Raw genomic sequence first — 18,807 nt, 5'->3', positions numbered from 1 at the left:
TCCCCTGAAAGTGGGTACAGTAGAACAACGTCTTGGAGGGGAGTACCCCAAATACGGCAGTGATCGTCAACACGGAACGTTTTCGTCCCCGGTCCTGCCGGCCACGATACAACATCGTGGCGGGAGAGACCTCCGGTCAATAGCAACCCTATCCAGACCGGAGGTCTAATCAACACATGGAAGTAAATGCGCTGACCTGGGGAATAACCATTGTCGTGCTTATGGGATTTATTGTGTTCGACTTTGTATCCCATGTTCGCAGCCCCCACGAGCCCACAATGAAAGAAGCTGCTGGGTGGATGGCATTCTATATGGCGCTTGCCTGCGCTTTTGGGGTATTCCTTTGGTTTAGCTGGGGTGGCCCAGATGGCAATCATGATCATGCCATTGAATTCTTTGCAGGCTATATCACCGAGCTCAGCCTGAGCGTTGATAACCTCTTTATTTTCGCTCTAATTATCGGATCTTTCCGTATTCCGCGCGCGTACCAGCAAAAAGTCCTACTTATTGGTATTGCGCTTGCGCTGATTTTCCGCGGTATCTTTATCGCCATTGGTGCGGTTGCAATCGCAAAAGCCGCATGGGTGTTTTATATCTTTGGCATCTTCTTGCTATACACGGCAATCAAACTCATTATTGATGAAATCCGAGATGCCGACGATACCGAAGTGGATGACATGCTTGTGGTTCGTATGGCCCGAAAACTTATTCCGGTTTCAAGCGAGTTTGATGGCGACCGTTTAGTTACTCATATCAACGGCAAGCGTATGCTAACGCCGCTTATGATCGCGCTGGTTTCTATTGGCTTTATCGACCTTATGTTTGCGTTTGACTCGATTCCAGCGATCTTTGGGCTCACCCAAGAACCCTATATTGTGTTTACTGCTAACGCATTCGCCCTGATGGGTTTGCGCCAAATGTACTTCCTGCTGGATGGTTTGCTTGATCGTCTGGTCTACTTGTCCTATGGATTAGGGATCATCCTGGCATTTATTGGTGTGAAGCTATTGCTCCACGCAATGCATGAAAACAGCCTATGGTTTATTAATGGCGGCGAGCCAATCCATGTGTATGAGGTCCCGACCGTGCTTTCATTGCTTATCATCGTGGGAGTGCTTGCCATTACAGCAATCGCTTCCATTATTAAGAGCAAGCGCGACGAGACCTTCGGTGGTGTGGCTCCGAAAAACCGCTACTAGTATCCGTGCTGCCTGATTTGCGGGGCACTAGTTGCCAGCGCAGTCAGGTTTTAGCATCTGCTAGCTAAAGACATTGAGTACGGGGTTCCAGGGACGAAATACTCGATTGGCCAATGCATTGTGCGCCAAATATGGATCGGCATCCATGAGTGCTTGGGCGTCTTCAATGGTGGCTGGTTCCGGCAATCGAATAATGATCATTGCACCACCTTGGGCGTCAGTAAACGGACCCGATCCAATGAGTTTTCCTTCTTCTTTGAGCTTGCCCAGGAATTCGCGGTGTTCAGGGCGGACTCGCTCAACAAGGGCTAGATCGTCGCAGTACGTGTATTCAATGGCAAAAACGTTCATGCTTGTCATTGTAGGGTGCTCGCGTTCGGTAGGCTGGTGAACTGTGAGCGCCGATAAAAACTCTGCGGCTGGGGTGAACCAGTCGAATCTCAACCTGCCGAATGTGTTGACCAGTCTGCGCATTGTGCTTGTCCCTGTTTTCGCCTGGTTGGTGCTTACAGATGCACAGTGGTGGTCTTTCTGGTTATTTGTCGGACTAATGATTACTGACAAACTTGATGGCGATATTGCCCGCTCACGCGGAATTGTTACCAATTTCGGCAAAATTGCAGATCCAATTGCGGACAAAGCATTAATGATTTCGGCATTGCTTTGTCTGAATATCATTGGAAAACTCGCCTGGTGGATCACCATAGTAATTGTGGTCCGCGAATTGGGAATTACATTTTGGCGGATGTATCAACTGCGTTCCGGGCGTGTGGTCCCAGCAAGTAAAGGTGGAAAAATCAAAACCACATTGCAAGCCGCAGCAGTTGCGTTGTACCTTATGCCGTTACCTGAATGGCTGGAACTGCCACGATTTTTAGTCATGCTCGCTGCGGTAATTGTTACTGTGGTAACAGGTGTGCAGTATCTTCTTGATTCCCGAAAGCAGTGATCATGGGCGTTTGTGCGGAGTTAGTAGCGGAACTTGGTCGTCGAGGCGAAACGGTTGCGGTATGCGAGTCTTTAACCGCTGGTTTGGCTGCCGCGATGCTTGTCGACGTCCCAGGCGCCAGTGCCGTGTTTCGCGGCGGGCTCGTTACATACGCAACAGAGCTTAAACACACACTTGCTGGAGTACCGATGGAGGTACTTGCACACCATGGGCCAGTTTCAAAAGAATGTGCGACCGCGATGGCGGTAGGCGTTCGGCAGCGCTGCAATGCTGACTGGGGGGTGGCACTTACTGGCGTGGCAGGGCCCGATCCGCAAGATAATCACCCAGTAGGAGAAGTGTGGATCGGCTTTGCGGATGCTCATGGTTGGAGTGATGCTATACGGGCGTGCCCACCTGAAAATCATCGCTGGATATTGACGCCGCGGGCGTCGAAACCCGTGCCCGTAATTGCCGGTGATCGTTCCCTAATTCGAACAACCGCAGCCAATTTTGCGTGGTCTACCCTTCTAGGGGTGCTGCAAGAATTATCTCGGGAACAAATTGAAACATTCGACCGTTAAAGGTATTGATGGTTACCTACACTGCTCTTTTGGATAAGCCTGTGGTTCAGGCTTCTCGGACTGAACCGTTATTGCGGGAAGCATTAGGTTCGGCCTTACGTTCGTTTCGTGCGGAACAAGGGATTACCTTACGTGAACTTGCAGAAGCTTCACGGGTTTCTCCGGGATACTTGTCTGAACTTGAACGAGGACGCAAAGAAGTATCTTCTGAGCTGCTAGCGGCCGTGTGCCGTGCTCTAGGTGCTCCAGTTGCGGACGTACTCATCGAAGCTGCGAGCTCTATGGCTGTGCGAGGCGCTCAGGCAGAACTTGCTGCAGTGCCGGCAGTTTAGCGGTACATTAGTTTGTTAGCACGCGCTGATTACCTCCGCGCAACTTAGACCCACACACTAGGAAGGTTTCTTTCCACAATGGCTAATCCCTTCGTAAAGGCTTGGAAGTACCTGATGGCGCTCTTCGATTCTAAAATCGAAGAGAACGCTGACCCCAAGGTTCAAATTCAGCAGGCCATCGAAGATGCTCAGCGTCAGCACCAAGAGTTGTCGCAGCAGGCCGCAGCTGTAATCGGTAATCAGCGTCAGCTGGAGATGCAGCTGAATCGCCGCCTAGCTGAAATTGAAAAGCTCCAAGGCAATACTCGTCAAGCTTTGCAACTAGCTGACAAAGCCCGCGCAGCTGGCGATGTTGCAAAGGCAACTGAATACGAAAACGCTGCTGAAGCCTTCGCCGCTCAACTTGTTACAGCGGAGCAATCCGTTGAGGATACTAAGCAGCTTCATGATCAAGCTCTGCAACAAGCTTCTCAAGCCAAAAAAGCCGTAGAACGCAACTCAATGGCACTACAGCAAAAAGTTGCGGAACGCACCAAACTGCTTTCACAGCTTGAGCAGGCCAAGATGCAGGAAAAGGTTTCCGAGTCGCTGAAGTCTATGAACTCAATTACTGCGAGTGGCTCCTCACCAAACCTCGACCAGGTTCGCGAAAAAATCGAACGCCGCTACGCCAATGCTCTCGGTCAAGCCGAACTGGCGCAAAACTCAGTGCAGGGTCGAATGGCTGAAATCGAGCAGGCGGGTGTGCAGCTTGCGGGGCACTCGCGGCTTGAACAAATCCGTGCGCAAATGGCAAATGAGTTGACCCCTGGTACAACGAATAGTAACCCAGCCATTACCCAAGGAAACAACACTAATTCCGGTGTGACAGATCCAGCCGTTGAACAACGCATGCGTGAACTGCGCGGAGAAGCCTAGAAAGCGAAGTTTTACGAGCGGATAACGCATAACAAAAACTAGTAAAAGCTCTTTCCCAGCGGGCCTTTCCCCTTGCGCTTTAAAAGCGAGAGGTAGGAAGCTCTAGGGAAGGGGCTTTTTGTTTTTTAGGGGGGTGGTTGTTGTGAGAGTGGGACCTATAAACGTGGTGGAAGATCGTGGCAGAACACTAGGTGTCGCTAAAAACACCATCTTGTGTCCAATTGGTGTAAAAAGCGTCACCGAACCCCTTCAGAAGCTATAGTTTTGTCGCAAAACACACCAATTGTGCACAACATGGTGTATTCGGCGACAACCCCCAGGTAAACAGAAGTGCCCAACCTGAGGCTTTTGGTATAAGCCAGGGCCCAGAGGGCAAGGGGCAGGGAGGCGCTGCAAATACCCGAATCTACCCTCCAGAATCTTCTTAATTCAGTTGTGTATTTGTGTTGGTAGCCTTAGTCCCCAATGCCTCTGGCGTGGAGGGCGTCTCCGATGGCTTGGGCTCGTCGGATTGATCGAATCATTACTGGGGTTCCAAAGGCGGTAACGGAAAAGTCGGCGCCTCGGGCTTTTCTAGCGTCGAGCACTTCATAGACTGTGGCGAGTTGCAGGGGGATAAGGCGAAGGGTAAGTGATATTGCAAGTGAGATTGTCTCGGCGGGGAATCCAAAACGAGCAAGTGGTTGCATTGTCCGTTCGAGGGATTCCATCATGGCGGCTGTTGTGGTGGTAAGGGTAATGATTACTGCGGCGATAATCGCTGCAAGTATTACGAGCGTGGTGGTAAGTGCTTTTTCCCAACCGGCTTGCCACCATTGGAATGCGCCAAGGGCTAGAAGGAACGGGATTGGTGGCCAGATTTGGCCAAGGGCGATTCGTATAGGTATTCGTGCGATGATATAGGTGGGGAGGGGAATCAGGACTGCAATGGTGGCTTGAATTGGGGTGCTGGCAAGCCAAGTTGCAGTAATGGTGAAGGCAAAAAGGCTGAGGAGTTTTGCCGCCGGTGGAATACGGTGGATAAGGGTGTCGCCTGGGATATACACGCCTAAGGGGATATTCTGCATCCTCATGACATAAGTTTTCGGTAGTAGGTGATTACTTCTTCGGGCGTGCCGTCAGCGGTAACGCGGTGGTTGTCTATGCAGAGTACTCGTTCGAATCCATCGAGGAAATCGAGATCGTGGGTCACTACGATGAGTTGTTGTGTAAGAGTGTCAAATTCTTTGCGCAGGGCTTTTCGGTTTTTAAGGTCAAGAAGTGTTGTTGGTTCGTCGGCAATTACTACGTCGGGTTCGATTACCAGGACGGCGGCAAGTGCAAGAAGTTGTTTTTGGCCACCAGAAAGAATGTGCGGAGATTTATCTGCGTGCTCCGTAAGGTGGAAGCGTTCCAGGATTTCGGTAACACGCCGGTTACGTTCGGGGCGCGAAAGTTTTAGTCGGCGCAGGGAGAACGCGACGTCGTCACGCACGTTCGGCATTACGATCTGGTTTTCGGCGTCTGAAAACACAAAACCTACTCGACGGCGCACGTCTCGGCCTTGGGTTGCTACGTCGAGGCCGTCGACAGTTACGGTTCCGGTGGTGGGGGCACCGAGCCCATTGATAAGGCGGATCAGGGTCGATTTGCCACCACCATTTGCGCCGATAATCCCGATGCGTTGTTCGGTGAGTTGAAGGTTAATATTTTCCAGGATCGGACGCCCGTCGTAGGAGACGGAAACGTCTGAAAACTGTATGTTAGGCATTGCTGCGTCGGTTCATAAGGTCGGGGAAAGCGCTGTGGACGCTGATTGCGATAAAGATCCCAGCAATAATCTCAGGAAGGTCCGGAAGAATAAACCCTAGCTGTGCGGCCAATGCTGCCGAAAGATCCATCTCTGTACGAAAGCTCATCCCTATTGCGCCCAAGATGTATTGGGTAGCTAGACCAACTACACTGGCAATTATAAAACTAGTAAACATGCTTGCTTTGGTGCGTCCGGCGCGATATGCAATTGTGCCAGCAATCAAGGCGGCGATGGGGTATGCAACAATATAACCAATGGTGGGGCCTTGAAGTGCAACGAGTAAAGATCGTCCTCCGGATAGTACAGGGAGCCCAAGTGCTGCAATGAGGAGGAATAGTAGTACGGCCAACAGGCCGCGGCGGGGGCCCAAGATAATCGCTGCAATAATAACCGCACCGTTTTGTAGGACGATCGGTACGTTAATAGGTGTGGGGATCGATACGAAGCCAAGAACAATAATGAGTGCTGCGAAAACGGCGATGTATGCCAGATCTCGGGTAAACGAATTTTTGGTCATAGGTATAGAGGATACATTGTCGGTTGAACAACGTTTTACTCGGTACGATAGCAACTATGCAGATCGCAAAATTTTATGACTTGGTGCACAACGAATTTGGTGAGAGCAATGGGGAGTGGTTGTTGCGCTCGCATATTATCGAAGAGTTTGGCACCACTGCTAAGGACCTTTTGGAACAGGGATACGACTTGCGGAAAGTGTGGTGGGCATTGTGCCGGGACTTTGACGTTCCTAAGGAACGTTGGCTGGGTGAGGATATATAAACGCAGAACATAATGCCATACTCGAACATTTGTTCGTGTTGGATTGAGGTTGTGTCCAATGTATCAGCTAGTGTTTGATACGAGAAGCTAAAACATCATACCGATCAAAAAGATAGTGCATAAAGGAACCCAAAAATTATGGCAGTAAAGAAAACCAAAACTTCCGTTGGTGCGGTAGCCAATGCCGCTGACCGGCAAAAAGCTCTCGACGCCGCTATGGCGAAGATCGAAAAAGACTTCGGCAAGGGTGCTATTATGCGGCTTGGTGATGATAATCGACCACCAATACAAGTAATTTCTTCCGGGAATACTGCCATTGATATCGCACTTGGCATCGGTGGTTTTCCACGCGGCCGTATTGTAGAAATCTTTGGGCCAGAATCTTCAGGTAAAACCACTGTTGCACTCCACGCGGTTGCGCAGGCACAACGTGCGGGCGGTATCGCTGCGTTTATCGACGCCGAGCACGCGCTCGATCCAGAGTATGCGCGGAAACTCGGGGTAGATACCGATGCGTTGTTGGTATCGCAGCCAGACACCGGGGAACAAGCGTTAGAGATTGCGGATATGCTGGTGCGTTCCGGCGCGGTCGATATTATTGTGGTGGACTCGGTGGCAGCGCTTACTCCAAAAGCCGAAATCGAAGGCGATATGGGGGATAGCCATGTTGGTTTGCAGGCCCGTTTAATGAGTCAGGCACTCCGCAAAATGACTGGTGCATTACATAACTCTGGAACGACTGCAATTTTTATTAACCAGTTGCGTGAAAAAATCGGTGTTATGTTTGGGTCCCCAGAAACTACCACCGGTGGTAAGGCCCTTAAATTCTATGCTTCAGTGCGGTGTGATGTTCGTCGAACACAAACACTGAAAGATGGTCAGGATGCGGTGGGTAACCGGACGAAGCTCAAAGTAGTGAAAAATAAAGTAGCGCCGCCTTTTAAAATTGCGGAGTTCGACATTATTTATGGGGAAGGTATTTCGCGAGAATCCTCCATTATCGATCTCGGTGTAGAAAACGGAATTGTGAAAAAATCCGGTTCGTGGTTTACCTATAATGGTGAACAGCTTGGCCAAGGCAAAGAAAAAGTCCGTTTGTATCTGAAGGAAAATTCCGATATTGCCGACGAAATTGAACAAAAAATCCTAGCTAAACTCGGCGTTGGTGCCTATGCTAATACCGATGCCGCAGCACCGGATGAAGCGATCGATGAAGTTCCAAATGTTGACTTTGATGATGAAAGCTAGCTAATCAATGGCGGATGCGGCGAAAATCCGACGGCTTCAAGCGGCATTGGATGCATATCATGCGGGGGAGCTTCCTCCTTTGTTTGATCATCAAGCCGAAGAAGTTAAGGCAACCGTGCGTAAGCGTGCGTTGCGGCTTCTGGATCAACGAGCTCGATCCCGGCACGAATTGGAACAACGCCTTCTGCAGTTGGAATTCCCTCCGGAAGTAGTCGTAGAAGTACTTGATGATTTGGAACGTGTTGAACTTCTCAATGACACTACGTTTGCCTATGAGTGGGTTCGGCAACGTTCCATACGCCGTGGGAAATCCCGAATGGCCCTGAACCTTGAACTAAAAAATAAAGGTGTTGCGCAGTCCATTCGCGCAGCAGCATTAGAACAGATTGATAACCAAACAGAAGAAGAAACTGCAACGCAATTAGCGGTAAAAAAGGCGCGTACGATCCATAAAGTTGGGAGTGTGCAGGAGTATCAAAAGCAATTACGCCGAATTCTTGGTGTGCTCGCACGCCGCGGGTTCCCGCAAGATATATCAATGCGGGTTGCTCGCAACGCTTTAGAAAACCGGATTCAAGAACTTAGCGAATAGTAGCCATTGGAGTTCCAACTATTCAGTCTTTGTCCGTAGATCGGTATGGCTAGGATCATGCCAGTCCACATTTACTTGGTCTTTGGTTTCTAAACCTTGATCAGGATGCTCGGGAACCCTAGCGAAAATATTTCTCCGAGCGCGTCCAGCGCGTAATTGCCGTTCAACACGTTCGGCAATGCTGGTCAAAGCCATATTAAATAGCACCATAATTACGGCAACTACAATCAATGCTGCGAAGAAGTTTCGGTTAAACGATGCTGATTGCATGCCGGAGCGCACAACTTCCACATATCCGATTTGATAGCCGAGCGCGGAATCCTTTAACGCAATGACCATTTGGGCAATGATTGCTGGGAGCATTGCGGCAACAGCCTGAGGCAATAAAATCCGCCACATAGTATCTCGGTGTGAAAGCCCGAGAGCCTTGGCTGCTTCGATCTGGCCATGTGGCAATGAACGAATACCCGACCGGAGAATCTCTGCTATTACGGCACCGTTATACATGGTCAATCCGAATACAACGGCGGCAAATGCTAGTTGTCGGGAAGGAACCACATTGTATTCCGCAAATAATTGATATGCGAAGATCATAAGAATCAAGACTGGAATAGCGCGGAAAAACTCCACAATCACAGCGCAGATTTTTTGAAGCATTGTATTCGGAGAAAGTCGCCCTAAACCCAATGTGGTTCCAACGATAAGCGCCAGGAAAATTGAGGCAAGCGCGGCTTTTAATGTTCCCCATAAGCCTGGGAGAATATATGTACTCCAGGTTGATGGCTCTAAAAATGGAGTCCATTTGTCTGCTTGGAGTTGGCCGGTTGTGTTTAATACTGAAAGAGCCCACGCCAAAATCGCAATACCAATAATGACCGTAACGGCTGCAATAATAAGGTTTATGCGCCGACCTTTTGGTCCCGGGGTGTCGTAAAGTACTGTTGCGGAGGTCATTTTCTTACCGCCAATTTCTCATTTAGTCGTCCCACCATAAGGCCCATTGGAAGCGTAAGAATAATAAAACCTAATGCGAATACGCCGAATACAATAAACAATAGGTCGGCGTGATTTTCAATCGTGGTTTTCATAAGCAACGAAGCTTCTGCGACGCCAATCGCCGAGGCAATTGTAGTGTTTTTTGTAAGCGCAATGAGCGTGTTTCCAAGAGGAACGGTGGCAGCGCGAACAGCTTGCGGGAAAATCACTGTGGAAAAGATTTGCCCAAATGAAAGTCCCAATGAGCGTGCGGCCTCGGCTTGCCCAAAATGCACGGTGTTAATACCAGAGCGCAAAGATTCCGCAACAAACGCAGAGGTATAAAGCACAAAACCTAAAACTGCGAGATTGAAATTATTATTCCGGAGAAAGTCTTCGCCTTCGGCGGCAAGCGTGAGCCCCAGGTTTTGGTATAAACCCATAGAGCAGAAAATAATAACGAGTGTTAAAGGGGTGTTACGCAGCGTATTGATGTAACCAGTTGCAATAAACCGTAGGACTGCAATCGGTGAAACTCGCATTGCGGTAAGAATGGTACCCAAAATCATGGCACCTATTGCCGAAAAGAAGGTGAGTTTAATAGTGACCCAAAACGCTGGGAGTAACGCCCCTTGTAAATCAGTTACAAGGGACTGCATAACCAAACCTTTACTTTGAGAGGAATGAAAGATCGCCTGGGGATCCCTTGGTTACTACAGATGCATCGTCGCCAAGGTTAGCCTGGACAAATTTGTCAAAGGAGCCATCGTCATACATTGCCTTTAAAGCTTTATTCACTGCATCGGTTGCTTCCTGATCATCTTTGGCAACGCCAATGCCGTAATGTTCATTGGTAAATGGTTCACCATCATCTTTTTTCATTTCGACGACTTCGAACTCATCTCCGTATTGTGCAGCATATCCGTACAAAATAGTGGCATCAGTGGTAAGCGCATCCACTTTCGATTGGTGAAGTGCCTCTACACATGATGAGTAGGTGTCATACTCTTGAAGCTGGACACCAGGTAGTGCGTCTTTTACCTTTTGGGCCGGGGTGGAACCACTCACCGAACAAAGGATTTTGCCTTTTTCCAAGTCCTTTAATGAATTGACCTCATTATTATCTGCCCGGATGAGTAGCGCTTGGTGCGTAAGCAAATATGGTCCGCCGAAATTAACAGCGTTTGCTCGGCCATCATTAATAGAGTAGGTGGCAGTAATCATATCCACTTCGCCATTTTTCAGCATTGTTTCACGCTGAGCTGAAGGCGTTTCGCGCCAGGTAATTTCAGGTTCTTTCCACCCTTTATCTTTGGCAATGGAATTCACCACATAGGTAGCAACATCCACATCGAGTCCAGACATGGAGCCATCGGAATTACGCAGCCCTAAACCAGGCTGATCGTATTTGGTTCCCAGGGTAACTTTTCCACTTTCAATATTGGCCATAAGGCCAGCACCACCTGAATCACCGCAGGCAACGAGTGTAGACGCAGCGATTGTGAGGGAAGCGAGTGCAGTAAGTGTAGAGCGGAAACGTTTCATAATGGGTAACTCCTTAGGTAGGTAGAGGGGGAACTTAGGATTGGCGGATAGCTAGTGGGCGAGGATTTTGCCCAGGAAATCACGGGCACGTTCGGTTTTTGGATTTGTAAAGAATTCATCTGGTGTGGAGTCTTCAACGATCGCACCATCAGACATAAACAACACCCGATCCGCAGCGCGGCGGGCGAATCCCATTTCGTGGGTTACTACAAGCATGGTCATGCCATCAGTGGCAAGCCCGGCCATCACATCCAGAACTTCATTGACCATTTCTGGGTCGAGTGCAGAAGTTGGTTCATCAAAAAGCATTACTTTTGGCTTCATAGCAAGTGCGCGGGCGATTGCTACACGTTGCTGCTGTCCACCGGAAAGTTGTGCTGGATATTTATCGGCTTGATCAGCGATTCCAACGCGAGTAAGCAATGCCATTGCTTGTTCTTCGGCGTCAGTTTTAGATAGCTTGCGCACTTTGACTGGTGCAAGCATAACGTTATTTCGAATAGTTAGATGTGGGAACAAATTAAATGATTGAAAGCACATCCCAACATCTGCACGTAATGCGGTAAGAGCTTTTCCCTCTTCGGGTAAGAGTTCGCCGTCGATATATATTTCACCAGAATCAATTGTTTCCAGGCGGTTTATTGTGCGGCAGAGTGTAGATTTTCCAGACCCTGAAGGGCCTAGAACCACCACAACCTGGCCACGTGGGATTTCCAGGTTGATGTCTTTGAGTGCATGGTAAGACTCAAAGTATTTATTCACCCCGCTCATTGAAACCATGGGATGCGATGTGTTCGAGGTCATGCGTACTACCATAGTGTGAAGTGGCTTACAGCGTAAAGGGTTTTGTGAAAATTATGCATAAAGTTAAACCGTGCACGAAATAAAGTGCATTTGCTGCAATGCATATATTTTCTACTCGGTAGAAAGTGCAAAATAGAATGATGTCTAAGCTTCGGCGAGATATAAGGCGTTTTTCTATTAACCTGAATGTGTAAGTGCAGTACTTGAGCTACGGTGCGTAATACGGGGCGTCGATACGCGTTGTTTGCGGCAAGCGCCACGCATTAGGTGACAAAAACTCCTGCGATTACAATGCTTGACTGTGCTGCAGGAGAAAAAAACTTACGAGGTTCGTACCTTCGGATGTCAAATGAACGTTCATGATTCCGAACGTTTATCTGGGTTGCTTGAAGAGGCAGGATACACCCCAGCCAAAGACGGAGTGCAACCGGATTTAGTAGTATTTAATACCTGTGCTGTACGAGAAAACGCAGATACGCGCCTCTATGGCACACTTGGGCATTTGCGCCGCACAAAAGAAGACCATCCCGGAATGCAAATCGCGGTTGGCGGGTGCTTAGCCCAAAAAGATAAAGAACTCGTAGTGCAAAAAGCACCATGGGTTGATGTGGTGTTTGGAACCCACAATATTGGCGCCCTGCCCACATTGCTACAGCGAGCCGCCCATAATAAACAAGCTGAAGTAGAAATTGTGGATTCACTGGAGCAATTTCCCTCAGTGCTTCCGGCAAAACGGGAATCCGCTTATGCGGGATGGGTGAGTGTTTCCGTTGGCTGTAATAATACCTGCACATTTTGTATAGTGCCCTCACTGCGAGGTAAAGAAATTGACCGGCGACCAGGTGATATCCTGGCCGAGGTTCAAGCACTAGTTGATCAAGGCGTAAGTGAAGTGACGCTCCTTGGACAAAATGTAAATGCCTATGGTGTAAATTTTGCGGACTCAACCATTGAACGTGATCGCTCCGCTTTTTCGAAGCTATTGCGTGCTTGCGGGGAAATAGAAGGTTTAGAGCGGGTACGTTTTACCAGCCCTCACCCGGCAGAATTCACCTCAGATGTTATTGATGCAATGGCGGAAACGCCTAATATTTGCCCGCAGCTGCATATGCCATTGCAATCCGGTTCGGATAAAGTGCTTAAAGAAATGCGCCGTTCGTATCGTTCGAAAAAATTCTTAAACATTTTGGATGAAGTGCGGGCAAAAATTCCTCATGCCGCAATTACTACCGATATTATTGTTGGCTTTCCTGGGGAAACTGAAGAGGACTTTCAGGCCACCCTTGATGTTGTGGAAAAAGCGCGATTTACTAGTGCTTTTACCTTCCAGTACAGTCCGCGTCCTGGAACACCAGCCGCCGAATATGAGCAGCAAATACCAAAGGAAATTGTGCAGGAGCGATATGAGCGACTAATCGCATTACAGGAACGTATTTGTGCGGAGGAAAACGCAAAGTTTATTGGCCAAGAGGTTGAACTTTTAGTTCAAGCTGATGGTGGGCGGAAAAACGATCGTACAAAGCGTGTATCGGGCCGTGCCCGCGATGGTCGGCTTGTGCATTTCGCTTCCACCCCAGAGGTTCGTCCTGGGGATATTGTGCATGTGCGAATTACCAGTGCCGCACCACATTATTTAATCGCGGATTCTGGTGTGCTCCATCATCGCCGTACCAAGGCTGGTGATATGTCGGAGGCAGGTAAAGTACCTACAACGGCCCCAATTGGGGTTGGCATGCCAAGTATTGGGAAGCCAAAGACCACGTCAATTGCGGCGGCTAGCTGCGGTGGGTGCTCGTGACCTTACAATAAAGAAATTGGATTGTGTGTTGCATTCCCGTAAAGGAGAGTTCGGACAGTGAGCGAACAAACAAAGGAAAAAGTCGAGGAAGAAGACCGCCTGGCCCGCTATCGGGATGACCTTGCTGGCGCGGAACGTCAAGCTTCAAAAACTGTGAATCTTGGTCGAGCCCCGTTATGGATGGCGATCGGGCTAGTGGGTTTCTTTGTGTCGCTATTTCTGCCGCATTCGGGTGAAGTCATTGGCCTTGATGTATTGTTCTTTTCGGACACCGCCCAAAAGTTTGTTACCACCGTTCCAGAACGAATTTATGTGTGGCTTGGCGTTATAGGCGTTATATTGCTTAATATTGGAACGCTTGTTTCTCGGTCCACATTGATAGCGCTCCTGGCCTGGTTTTTTAGCGGAGCCACTTTCTTTTATTCCATTTTCGCTATTTGGATGCGGCAATCCCGCCCGCCAACAGAACCCGGTGTAGGTCCTTCCTATGGTCTTATTATTGGCGCGGTAAGTGTGTTTATTGTGGCGTTAGCTTATTCCGCTGTTGTGTTTAGTAGAAGCAAGCTGCAGAAAGCTCTTGCCCAAGCACGCATTGTGGAAAAGAAGAAAGACTCGGTCGCAGAAGTGCAAGAAACAATTCTGGCAATGAATCGTGATACTGAGCTTATTGATGATCGCCGGAGCCGCCGCCGCAAAAGCAAAACTCAAAACAAACCCGAGCAACAACAAGACGCCGAAACCTCAAAGTAAAAAGTAAAATGTCCCAACCTGTAGAAAACGCAGGTTGGGACATTTTACTTTGGTCTAGCGGTCATTTACCGCTTCAAGTGCGGCGTTAGCCCATTCTTGCCACTGGGCTGCTTGTGCACGCAGTTGTTCGGCTTTTTTGGCATTACCTTTAGCTTCTGCGGCTTCGGCAGCGGCGGTAAATTCTTCAACCTTTGCGGTGAATTGTGCTGCGCGTGCTTGGGCTTCTGGGTCAGTGCGGCGCCACTGTGCCTCTGCGGCTTCGGTGACTCGACGTTCCAGGCGTGCGATTTTGTCTTCAAACTCGCGCACGCGGCCGCGTGGCACATAGCCGATTTCTTCCCATTTTTCTTGGAGGTCCCGTAGGTGTTGTCGGGCGCCTGCCAAATCTTTTGTGGGGTTGATTTTTGCGTCGTATTCGGCGATAAGCGCGTCTTTAGCTGCGGCGTTATCTAGGAATTCGCGGTCGCGTTCTTCGCTGGCAGCATTGCGGGTGGCAAAGAAGTGGTCTTGTGCTGCTTTGAATTGTGCCCAGAGTTTATCGTCAATATCGCGTGGTGCGCGACCAGCAGCTTTCCACTGGGACATAAGGTCGCGGAATGCCCGAGCGGTTTCATTCCAGTCAGTTGAGTGTTTGATTTCTTCGGCTTTGGCTACAAGCTCTTCTTTTGCACGGCGGGCTGCTGCACGGCCCCGGTCGAGCTCGGCAAAGTGTGAACCACGGCGTCGATTAAAGGAGTCCCGGGCACGTGAGTAGCGTTTCCACAGGGCGTCGTCGGTTTTGCGGTCAATACCCCGAATTGTTTTCCATTCTTCAAGGATGTCTCGTAAACGGTCTCCGGCAGCTTTCCAGTCGGTGGATTCTTCACCGATTTTTTCGGCTTCAGCGGCGAGTGCTTCTTTCCGCTCAATTGCTTTTGCGCGGCGCTCTGCTTTGGCAGCGCGTGCTTGCTCATTTGCGGTATGTGATTGCTGGATTATCGTTTCAAGTCGGCGGTCAAGGCCGTCAAGGTCTCCAATGACAGATGCGGTTGGCAAAGTCTCTCGCAGTGCTGTGGCGGTGTCACGAATACTATTGGCGTCTTCTGGGTGGGAAGTAAGGCGGGCTTCCAAAAGCTCAACTTCGGTTGCTAGGTCTTCGAAGCGCTTGCCATAATGCGCCAGTCCTTCAGCTGGAGTTCCGGCCTGCCATGAGCCGATAAGACGGTCGCCGGCGGAGGTGGTGACATAAACAGAACCATCTTCTTCTACGCGTCCCCACTGGGCAGGGTCATTGTGATGGTGCTTTGGGGTTGCTGGGTGCGCACCTGGGCGAGGGCCCGGGCGTGGTCCAGGGCGAGGGCCGGGCTTGGGGGTGGGATGCGTCATGATTCACAGGTCCTTCATGTCTTGCCGCGCGTCACGGCTGCCGGTGCACACATATGTGTGCGGTCGTACAACGTTTCACATTACCGTGCTTATGCCAGTTGTGTTCGTTAGTGTGGTGTGGTGCAACACGATTTTTTTCTTCCGACTCCAATTGCAGTGGTCGGCCCGACTGCTTCTGGTAAATCCTCATTGGGCATTGCGCTTGCTCATGCGCTCGATGGTGAGGTGGTCAATGTCGATTCCATGCAATTGTATCGAGGCATGGATATCGGTACCGCAAAGCTTTCGGTTGCTGAACGGGAGGGGATTCCACATCATCAACTAGATGTGTTAGACGTAACGGAGCCGGCATCGGTTGCACGGTATCAGGCGGAGGCTGTCGCCGATGTGGAAGATATTCGCAGGCGGGGCAAGACCCCGATCTTGGTTGGTGGGTCGATGTTGTATGTACAGTCTTTGGTTGATGATTGGCAGTTCCCGCCCACTGATCTTGAGGTTCGCCGCCGCTATGAGCAGCGTTTAGCTGATATTGGGGTAGTAGCGTTGCATGCGGAACTGGCCGCCGTGGATCCAGAGGCTGCGCGCATTATTGAAGACCGTGACCCAAGGCGCACCGTCCGCGCATTGGAGGTTATTGAGCTTACGGGTCGTCCCTTTGCTGCGAGTCAACCGCGTATCGACGCCCCTCCGCGTTGGGGCACCACAATCTTGGGGTTATCCACCACCCCCGAGTGGTTAAACCCACGCATTGAAGCCCGAACCAAACTCATGTTTGAGCGAGGTTTTGTGCAAGAAGTTGAGGGATTAATGGCACAAGGCTTGATTGCTGATTCCACTGCTGGCCGTGCTATCGGCTATGCCCAAGTGTTGGCCGCACTTGCTGGCGAGCTGTCGTGGGATGACGCTATAGAACGCACAATTACCGGAACTCGTCGGTATGTCCGCCGGCAGCGCAGTTGGTTTCGGCGTGATCCGCGTACACTTTGGCTGGATGCACAAGGGGATACCTTCGCTGAGGCTATGAAACAATTAGAATCACGGTCATGATTTCCTTTGCAAAAGGCCATGGCACTGAAAACGACTTTATTATCCTTCCTGACCCCGATGTTTTGCTCGATTTATCGACAGAGTTTGTATCCCAGCTTTGCGATCGTCGGGCGGGTATCGGTGCTGATGGTGTTTTGCGCATTGCCCGTACTGGGGACTTAATTGCACGTGGTGTTATTGCACCGATTCCTGGTGTTCAGGATGAAGATTGGTTTATGGATTACCGCAATGCCGATGGTTCAGTAGCGGAAATGTGTGGCAATGGTGTACGAGTATTTGCCCATTGGTTGTATTCAAGGTCTTTGGTACAGGATTCTGAGTTTCGGGTAGGCACCCGTGCTGGTGTCCGCCCAGTGACTGTACATTCCGCAAGCGATACTGACGCCATGGTCAGTGTTGGTATGGGTACCCCAGTGGTTACTGGTATTTCTACTTGTCGTGTTGGGGATTACGCTTTTGCTGGTCTTGCGGTTGATATGGGAAACCCGCATCTTGCATGTGTGGTGCCCGAGCTTACCCAGGAGCAATTGGCGCTTTTACCTATTGAGCAATCATTTGAGTTTGATACTGATTTTTTCCCACATGGCGTCAATATTGAGGTACTTACACCACTGCACGAGGGTCAGGTTTCTATGCGAGTTCATGAACGAGGTTCCGGGGAGACTCGGTCATGCGGTACTGGTACTGTTGCAGCGGCCCGAGCAGCGCTGGCTGACCAGGGTATTGAAAATGGCACGATTGATGTGCATGTTCCTGGTGGCAAGGTCAGTGTGACTATTGATGGGGATGAGTCCACGCTGACCGGCCCGTCAAAGATTATTGCTGTAGGTGAGTTGCAGTTTTAGGCTTCATAGCGAGATGCTGCTCGCCGAGCTCGTACCCAAGCTTCTTTGAGTTCAAGGGCTCGGCGGTCAGTAACTGCAAGGAGCGCTTCCATTTGAGCGACCGTCAGATCGGTACTTAGGCGTGCATCTAGGCGACGTAGGAAGCGCTGTGCAGTATCGTGCTGATAGTAAAATGCCTCTATATCCGGGTCTATACAATCTGGGTCTGTAAGTGCTGGTCGATGCAGCGTGCGGTCTGCCAAGTTTTTTGAGTCACTGCCGTGTAGGAAGCGGTCATATGCCTCAATTACATCTCGAATATCTTCGGCAGAAAGCTTAATTGAGGTCAATAAAGTTGCGGATTCGCTTTGATTTGGGCGAACAGAATTGGCAACGAACATTAACAGTAGAATAATTGCTGCTAGTACTAACCCTTCAAGGCGAAGCGTGAGTACCAAGATGATACAGCTGAGCCAGATAATGAGCTTATAGTACTTCGGATTAAGATCAGGCATGGTTTTGGCGTTGTTAGTGGCCGCAGCCTCCACCGCAACTGCCGCAAGAGTCGCCGCAGCCTGCTGGAGGCAGGATTGAACCAGTGAGCATTACTGTCCCCGCTATAATACTGCCTTTTTGAGGGAGTTCTCCATCCGGAAGGCAAACATCTAGGAACGAGGGTGCTTCCAATGTAGCGTGAATAAACCGTTGTCCAGTTAGTTTGTTTGTTCGGTATGTGGCTTCTTGAACGATTCCGGTTAATGCGGCTGAAGCATCTGGGGCTGCCGCACCGGAACCAGAGGCAATAAGCATTGCGCCTTGGCTCACCAACATTGGCTGGGGTTCGCTTCCGTGTTCACTCTGGAATGCGGCACTGTCTGCGTAATTTTGTGTTTGCACAGCCAGTGCGCTGAGTGCTAGTTGTTCCCATTGCAATGTTGGCTCATCGACCAGGAGAGGACCTTGTGCCAGGTTGCAAGTAATGGAAGCTTGTACTTTGCCGTCCTGAGTTACCAGATCACAAAGTGCTACCACATCATTGACCATTTGGATATGGGCCAGTGCTGCAGTTGTTGAAGTGAATCCAGCCCACGTGGCAAATGGTTCCACGGCCAAGATATTGATTTGTGCTCCCGAATTGTCAGTGAATTGGACGAGCTGGCCTCCTCGGACTTCGCCAGTAACTTCGAGGTTGCCGGAGCCGATTGCTGCTTCTACGGCGTCCTGCCAGTGGGGAAAGTCCATACCAAGGCTGGGGAGATCTTGAGTCATAGGACCTATGGTAATTGGTTTCCGCACATTCGTATCTTTTACCCACTTTGTAATCGA

Annotated in this window: 23 protein-coding genes; 12 read left to right on the top strand and 11 right to left on the bottom strand. The window is 49.9% G+C overall.

The annotated features are described in order from the left end of the window. The first annotated feature begins 176 nt into the window (after nucleotides 1-176). Nucleotides 177-1,199 (top strand): TerC family protein, encoded by a 1,023-nt coding sequence (locus CFREI_RS07985; protein WP_027012116.1) that lies wholly within the window; start codon nucleotides 177-179, stop codon nucleotides 1,197-1,199. Nucleotides 1,200-1,259: 60 nt separating this feature from the next. Here CFREI_RS07985 and CFREI_RS07980 read toward each other — a convergent pair whose 3' ends face one another. Beyond that, complete coding sequence (locus tag CFREI_RS07980; protein WP_027012117.1) at nucleotides 1,260-1,550, bottom strand: YciI family protein; 291 nt, start codon at nucleotides 1,548-1,550, stop codon at nucleotides 1,260-1,262. Between the two features lie 43 nt (nucleotides 1,551-1,593). Here CFREI_RS07980 and pgsA point away from each other — a divergent pair, with 43 nt between their 5' ends. From pgsA to CFREI_RS07960, 4 genes are all read left to right on the top strand, one after another. Beyond that, on the top strand, nucleotides 1,594-2,148 hold the full coding sequence (gene pgsA / locus CFREI_RS07975; protein WP_051255830.1) for a CDP-diacylglycerol--glycerol-3-phosphate 3-phosphatidyltransferase: 555 nt from the start codon (nucleotides 1,594-1,596) through the stop codon (nucleotides 2,146-2,148). A 2-nt stretch (nucleotides 2,149-2,150) separates the two neighbouring features. Then, a complete protein-coding gene (locus tag CFREI_RS07970) occupies nucleotides 2,151-2,711 on the top strand; it encodes a CinA family protein (protein WP_027012119.1) in 561 nt (186 codons plus the stop codon). Between the two features lie 8 nt (nucleotides 2,712-2,719). Next, on the top strand, nucleotides 2,720-3,043 hold the full coding sequence (locus tag CFREI_RS07965) for a helix-turn-helix domain-containing protein (RefSeq protein WP_027012120.1): 324 nt from the start codon (nucleotides 2,720-2,722) through the stop codon (nucleotides 3,041-3,043). A gap of 78 nt (nucleotides 3,044-3,121) precedes the next feature. Beyond that, complete coding sequence (locus CFREI_RS07960) at nucleotides 3,122-3,961, top strand: PspA/IM30 family protein (protein WP_027012121.1); 840 nt, start codon at nucleotides 3,122-3,124, stop codon at nucleotides 3,959-3,961. Between the two features lie 455 nt (nucleotides 3,962-4,416). Here the strand turns inward: CFREI_RS07960 and CFREI_RS07955 are convergent, their stop codons facing one another. Genes CFREI_RS07955 through CFREI_RS07945 form a run of 3 tightly spaced genes read right to left on the bottom strand, consistent with a single transcriptional unit; the run spans nucleotide 4,417 to nucleotide 6,270 of the window. Then, entirely contained in the window at nucleotides 4,417-5,028 is a 612-nt protein-coding gene (locus CFREI_RS07955; protein WP_027012122.1) for an energy-coupling factor transporter transmembrane component T family protein, read from the bottom strand. A gap of 2 nt (nucleotides 5,029-5,030) precedes the next feature. Then, a complete protein-coding gene (locus tag CFREI_RS07950) occupies nucleotides 5,031-5,711 on the bottom strand; it encodes an energy-coupling factor ABC transporter ATP-binding protein (RefSeq protein WP_027012123.1) in 681 nt (226 codons plus the stop codon). After that, complete coding sequence (locus tag CFREI_RS07945; protein ID WP_027012124.1) at nucleotides 5,704-6,270, bottom strand: biotin transporter BioY; 567 nt, start codon at nucleotides 6,268-6,270, stop codon at nucleotides 5,704-5,706. The genes CFREI_RS07950 and CFREI_RS07945 overlap by 8 nt, the downstream gene beginning before the upstream one ends. A gap of 56 nt (nucleotides 6,271-6,326) precedes the next feature. Between CFREI_RS07945 and CFREI_RS07940 the strand changes: the two genes are divergently transcribed. From CFREI_RS07940 to CFREI_RS07930, 3 genes are all read left to right on the top strand, one after another. Then, complete coding sequence (locus tag CFREI_RS07940) at nucleotides 6,327-6,533, top strand: DUF3046 domain-containing protein (protein WP_027012125.1); 207 nt, start codon at nucleotides 6,327-6,329, stop codon at nucleotides 6,531-6,533. A gap of 138 nt (nucleotides 6,534-6,671) precedes the next feature. Continuing rightward, on the top strand, nucleotides 6,672-7,781 hold the full coding sequence (gene recA, locus CFREI_RS07935) for a recombinase RecA (RefSeq protein ID WP_027012126.1): 1,110 nt from the start codon (nucleotides 6,672-6,674) through the stop codon (nucleotides 7,779-7,781). Between the two features lie 7 nt (nucleotides 7,782-7,788). Further along, nucleotides 7,789-8,373 carry a regulatory protein RecX gene (locus CFREI_RS07930; protein WP_027012127.1) on the top strand — a complete coding sequence of 195 codons (585 nt, stop codon included), beginning with the start codon at nucleotides 7,789-7,791 and terminating at the stop codon, nucleotides 8,371-8,373. 18 nt (nucleotides 8,374-8,391) lie between these two features. Here CFREI_RS07930 and CFREI_RS07925 read toward each other — a convergent pair whose 3' ends face one another. The 4 genes from CFREI_RS07925 to gluA are packed head-to-tail and all read right to left on the bottom strand — an operon-like array spanning nucleotide 8,392 to nucleotide 11,673. Continuing rightward, nucleotides 8,392-9,327, bottom strand: coding sequence for an amino acid ABC transporter permease (locus CFREI_RS07925; protein ID WP_027012128.1), 936 nt, complete (start codon nucleotides 9,325-9,327; stop codon nucleotides 8,392-8,394). Beyond that, complete coding sequence (locus CFREI_RS07920; RefSeq protein WP_027012129.1) at nucleotides 9,324-10,007, bottom strand: amino acid ABC transporter permease; 684 nt, start codon at nucleotides 10,005-10,007, stop codon at nucleotides 9,324-9,326. The genes CFREI_RS07925 and CFREI_RS07920 overlap by 4 nt, the downstream gene beginning before the upstream one ends. 10 nt (nucleotides 10,008-10,017) lie before the next feature. Further along, the gene (locus CFREI_RS07915) at nucleotides 10,018-10,893 is read right to left on the bottom strand and encodes a glutamate ABC transporter substrate-binding protein (RefSeq protein WP_027012130.1); all 876 of its coding nucleotides are present in this window, start codon (nucleotides 10,891-10,893) and stop codon (nucleotides 10,018-10,020) included. A gap of 51 nt (nucleotides 10,894-10,944) precedes the next feature. Further along, the gene (gene gluA / locus CFREI_RS07910) at nucleotides 10,945-11,673 is read right to left on the bottom strand and encodes a glutamate ABC transporter ATP-binding protein GluA (protein WP_027012131.1); all 729 of its coding nucleotides are present in this window, start codon (nucleotides 11,671-11,673) and stop codon (nucleotides 10,945-10,947) included. A gap of 373 nt (nucleotides 11,674-12,046) precedes the next feature. Here gluA and miaB point away from each other — a divergent pair, with 373 nt between their 5' ends. Then, nucleotides 12,047-13,495 (top strand): tRNA (N6-isopentenyl adenosine(37)-C2)-methylthiotransferase MiaB, encoded by a 1,449-nt coding sequence (gene miaB / locus CFREI_RS07905; RefSeq protein ID WP_240483197.1) that lies wholly within the window; start codon nucleotides 12,047-12,049, stop codon nucleotides 13,493-13,495. Between the two features lie 57 nt (nucleotides 13,496-13,552). After that, nucleotides 13,553-14,245 (top strand): Rv2732c family membrane protein, encoded by a 693-nt coding sequence (locus CFREI_RS07900; RefSeq protein WP_035111422.1) that lies wholly within the window; start codon nucleotides 13,553-13,555, stop codon nucleotides 14,243-14,245. Nucleotides 14,246-14,299: 54 nt separating this feature from the next. Here the strand turns inward: CFREI_RS07900 and CFREI_RS07895 are convergent, their stop codons facing one another. Continuing rightward, nucleotides 14,300-15,610, bottom strand: coding sequence for a DUF349 domain-containing protein (locus CFREI_RS07895; protein WP_035111424.1), 1,311 nt, complete (start codon nucleotides 15,608-15,610; stop codon nucleotides 14,300-14,302). 120 nt (nucleotides 15,611-15,730) lie between these two features. On the opposite strand from CFREI_RS07895, the gene miaA reads away from it, so the two are divergent. Together miaA and dapF are read left to right on the top strand one after the other, a co-directional pair. Then, complete coding sequence (gene miaA, locus CFREI_RS07890; protein ID WP_035111427.1) at nucleotides 15,731-16,657, top strand: tRNA (adenosine(37)-N6)-dimethylallyltransferase MiaA; 927 nt, start codon at nucleotides 15,731-15,733, stop codon at nucleotides 16,655-16,657. Continuing rightward, nucleotides 16,654-17,502, top strand: a complete 849-nt coding sequence (gene dapF, locus CFREI_RS07885) for a diaminopimelate epimerase (RefSeq protein WP_035111430.1) — start codon at nucleotides 16,654-16,656, stop codon at nucleotides 17,500-17,502. The genes miaA and dapF overlap by 4 nt, the downstream gene beginning before the upstream one ends. Here the strand turns inward: dapF and CFREI_RS07880 are convergent. Together CFREI_RS07880 and CFREI_RS07875 are read right to left on the bottom strand one after the other, a co-directional pair. Next, complete coding sequence (locus CFREI_RS07880) at nucleotides 17,499-17,996, bottom strand: hypothetical protein (RefSeq protein WP_027012136.1); 498 nt, start codon at nucleotides 17,994-17,996, stop codon at nucleotides 17,499-17,501. The two genes, dapF and CFREI_RS07880, sit on opposite strands and share 4 nt — an antisense overlap. A 13-nt stretch (nucleotides 17,997-18,009) precedes the next feature. Beyond that, complete coding sequence (locus tag CFREI_RS07875) at nucleotides 18,010-18,750, bottom strand: hypothetical protein (protein WP_027012137.1); 741 nt, start codon at nucleotides 18,748-18,750, stop codon at nucleotides 18,010-18,012. Nucleotides 18,751-18,807: the final 57 nt, after the last annotated feature.

It is taken from the genome of Corynebacterium freiburgense (assembly GCF_030408815.1).
GTDB lineage: Bacteria > Actinomycetota > Actinomycetes > Mycobacteriales > Mycobacteriaceae > Corynebacterium > Corynebacterium freiburgense.
This window is presented reverse-complemented; position numbering and strand designations above follow the sequence as displayed.

Coding starts and splice junctions, on each gene's coding strand:
- CFREI_RS07985 (WP_027012116.1), top strand. CDS start 177: ATGGAAGTAAATGCGCTGACCTGGGGAATAACCATTGTCGTGCTTATG.
- CFREI_RS07980 (WP_027012117.1), bottom strand. CDS start 1,550: ATGAACGTTTTTGCCATTGAATACACGTACTGCGACGATCTAGCCCTT.
- CFREI_RS07970 (WP_027012119.1), top strand. CDS start 2,151: ATGGGCGTTTGTGCGGAGTTAGTAGCGGAACTTGGTCGTCGAGGCGAA.
- CFREI_RS07965 (WP_027012120.1), top strand. CDS start 2,720: ATGGTTACCTACACTGCTCTTTTGGATAAGCCTGTGGTTCAGGCTTCT.
- CFREI_RS07960 (WP_027012121.1), top strand. CDS start 3,122: ATGGCTAATCCCTTCGTAAAGGCTTGGAAGTACCTGATGGCGCTCTTC.
- CFREI_RS07955 (WP_027012122.1), bottom strand. CDS start 5,028: ATGCAGAATATCCCCTTAGGCGTGTATATCCCAGGCGACACCCTTATC.
- CFREI_RS07950 (WP_027012123.1), bottom strand. CDS start 5,711: ATGCCTAACATACAGTTTTCAGACGTTTCCGTCTCCTACGACGGGCGT.
- CFREI_RS07945 (WP_027012124.1), bottom strand. CDS start 6,270: ATGACCAAAAATTCGTTTACCCGAGATCTGGCATACATCGCCGTTTTC.
- CFREI_RS07940 (WP_027012125.1), top strand. CDS start 6,327: ATGCAGATCGCAAAATTTTATGACTTGGTGCACAACGAATTTGGTGAG.
- recA (WP_027012126.1), top strand. CDS start 6,672: ATGGCAGTAAAGAAAACCAAAACTTCCGTTGGTGCGGTAGCCAATGCC.
- CFREI_RS07930 (WP_027012127.1), top strand. CDS start 7,789: ATGGCGGATGCGGCGAAAATCCGACGGCTTCAAGCGGCATTGGATGCA.
- CFREI_RS07925 (WP_027012128.1), bottom strand. CDS start 9,327: ATGACCTCCGCAACAGTACTTTACGACACCCCGGGACCAAAAGGTCGG.
- CFREI_RS07920 (WP_027012129.1), bottom strand. CDS start 10,007: ATGCAGTCCCTTGTAACTGATTTACAAGGGGCGTTACTCCCAGCGTTT.
- CFREI_RS07915 (WP_027012130.1), bottom strand. CDS start 10,893: ATGAAACGTTTCCGCTCTACACTTACTGCACTCGCTTCCCTCACAATC.
- gluA (WP_027012131.1), bottom strand. CDS start 11,673: ATGGTTTCAATGAGCGGGGTGAATAAATACTTTGAGTCTTACCATGCA.
- miaB (WP_240483197.1), top strand. CDS start 12,047: ATGAACGTTCATGATTCCGAACGTTTATCTGGGTTGCTTGAAGAGGCA.
- CFREI_RS07895 (WP_035111424.1), bottom strand. CDS start 15,610: ATGACGCATCCCACCCCCAAGCCCGGCCCTCGCCCTGGACCACGCCCG.
- dapF (WP_035111430.1), top strand. CDS start 16,654: ATGATTTCCTTTGCAAAAGGCCATGGCACTGAAAACGACTTTATTATC.
- CFREI_RS07880 (WP_027012136.1), bottom strand. CDS start 17,996: ATGCCTGATCTTAATCCGAAGTACTATAAGCTCATTATCTGGCTCAGC.
- CFREI_RS07875 (WP_027012137.1), bottom strand. CDS start 18,750: ATGACTCAAGATCTCCCCAGCCTTGGTATGGACTTTCCCCACTGGCAG.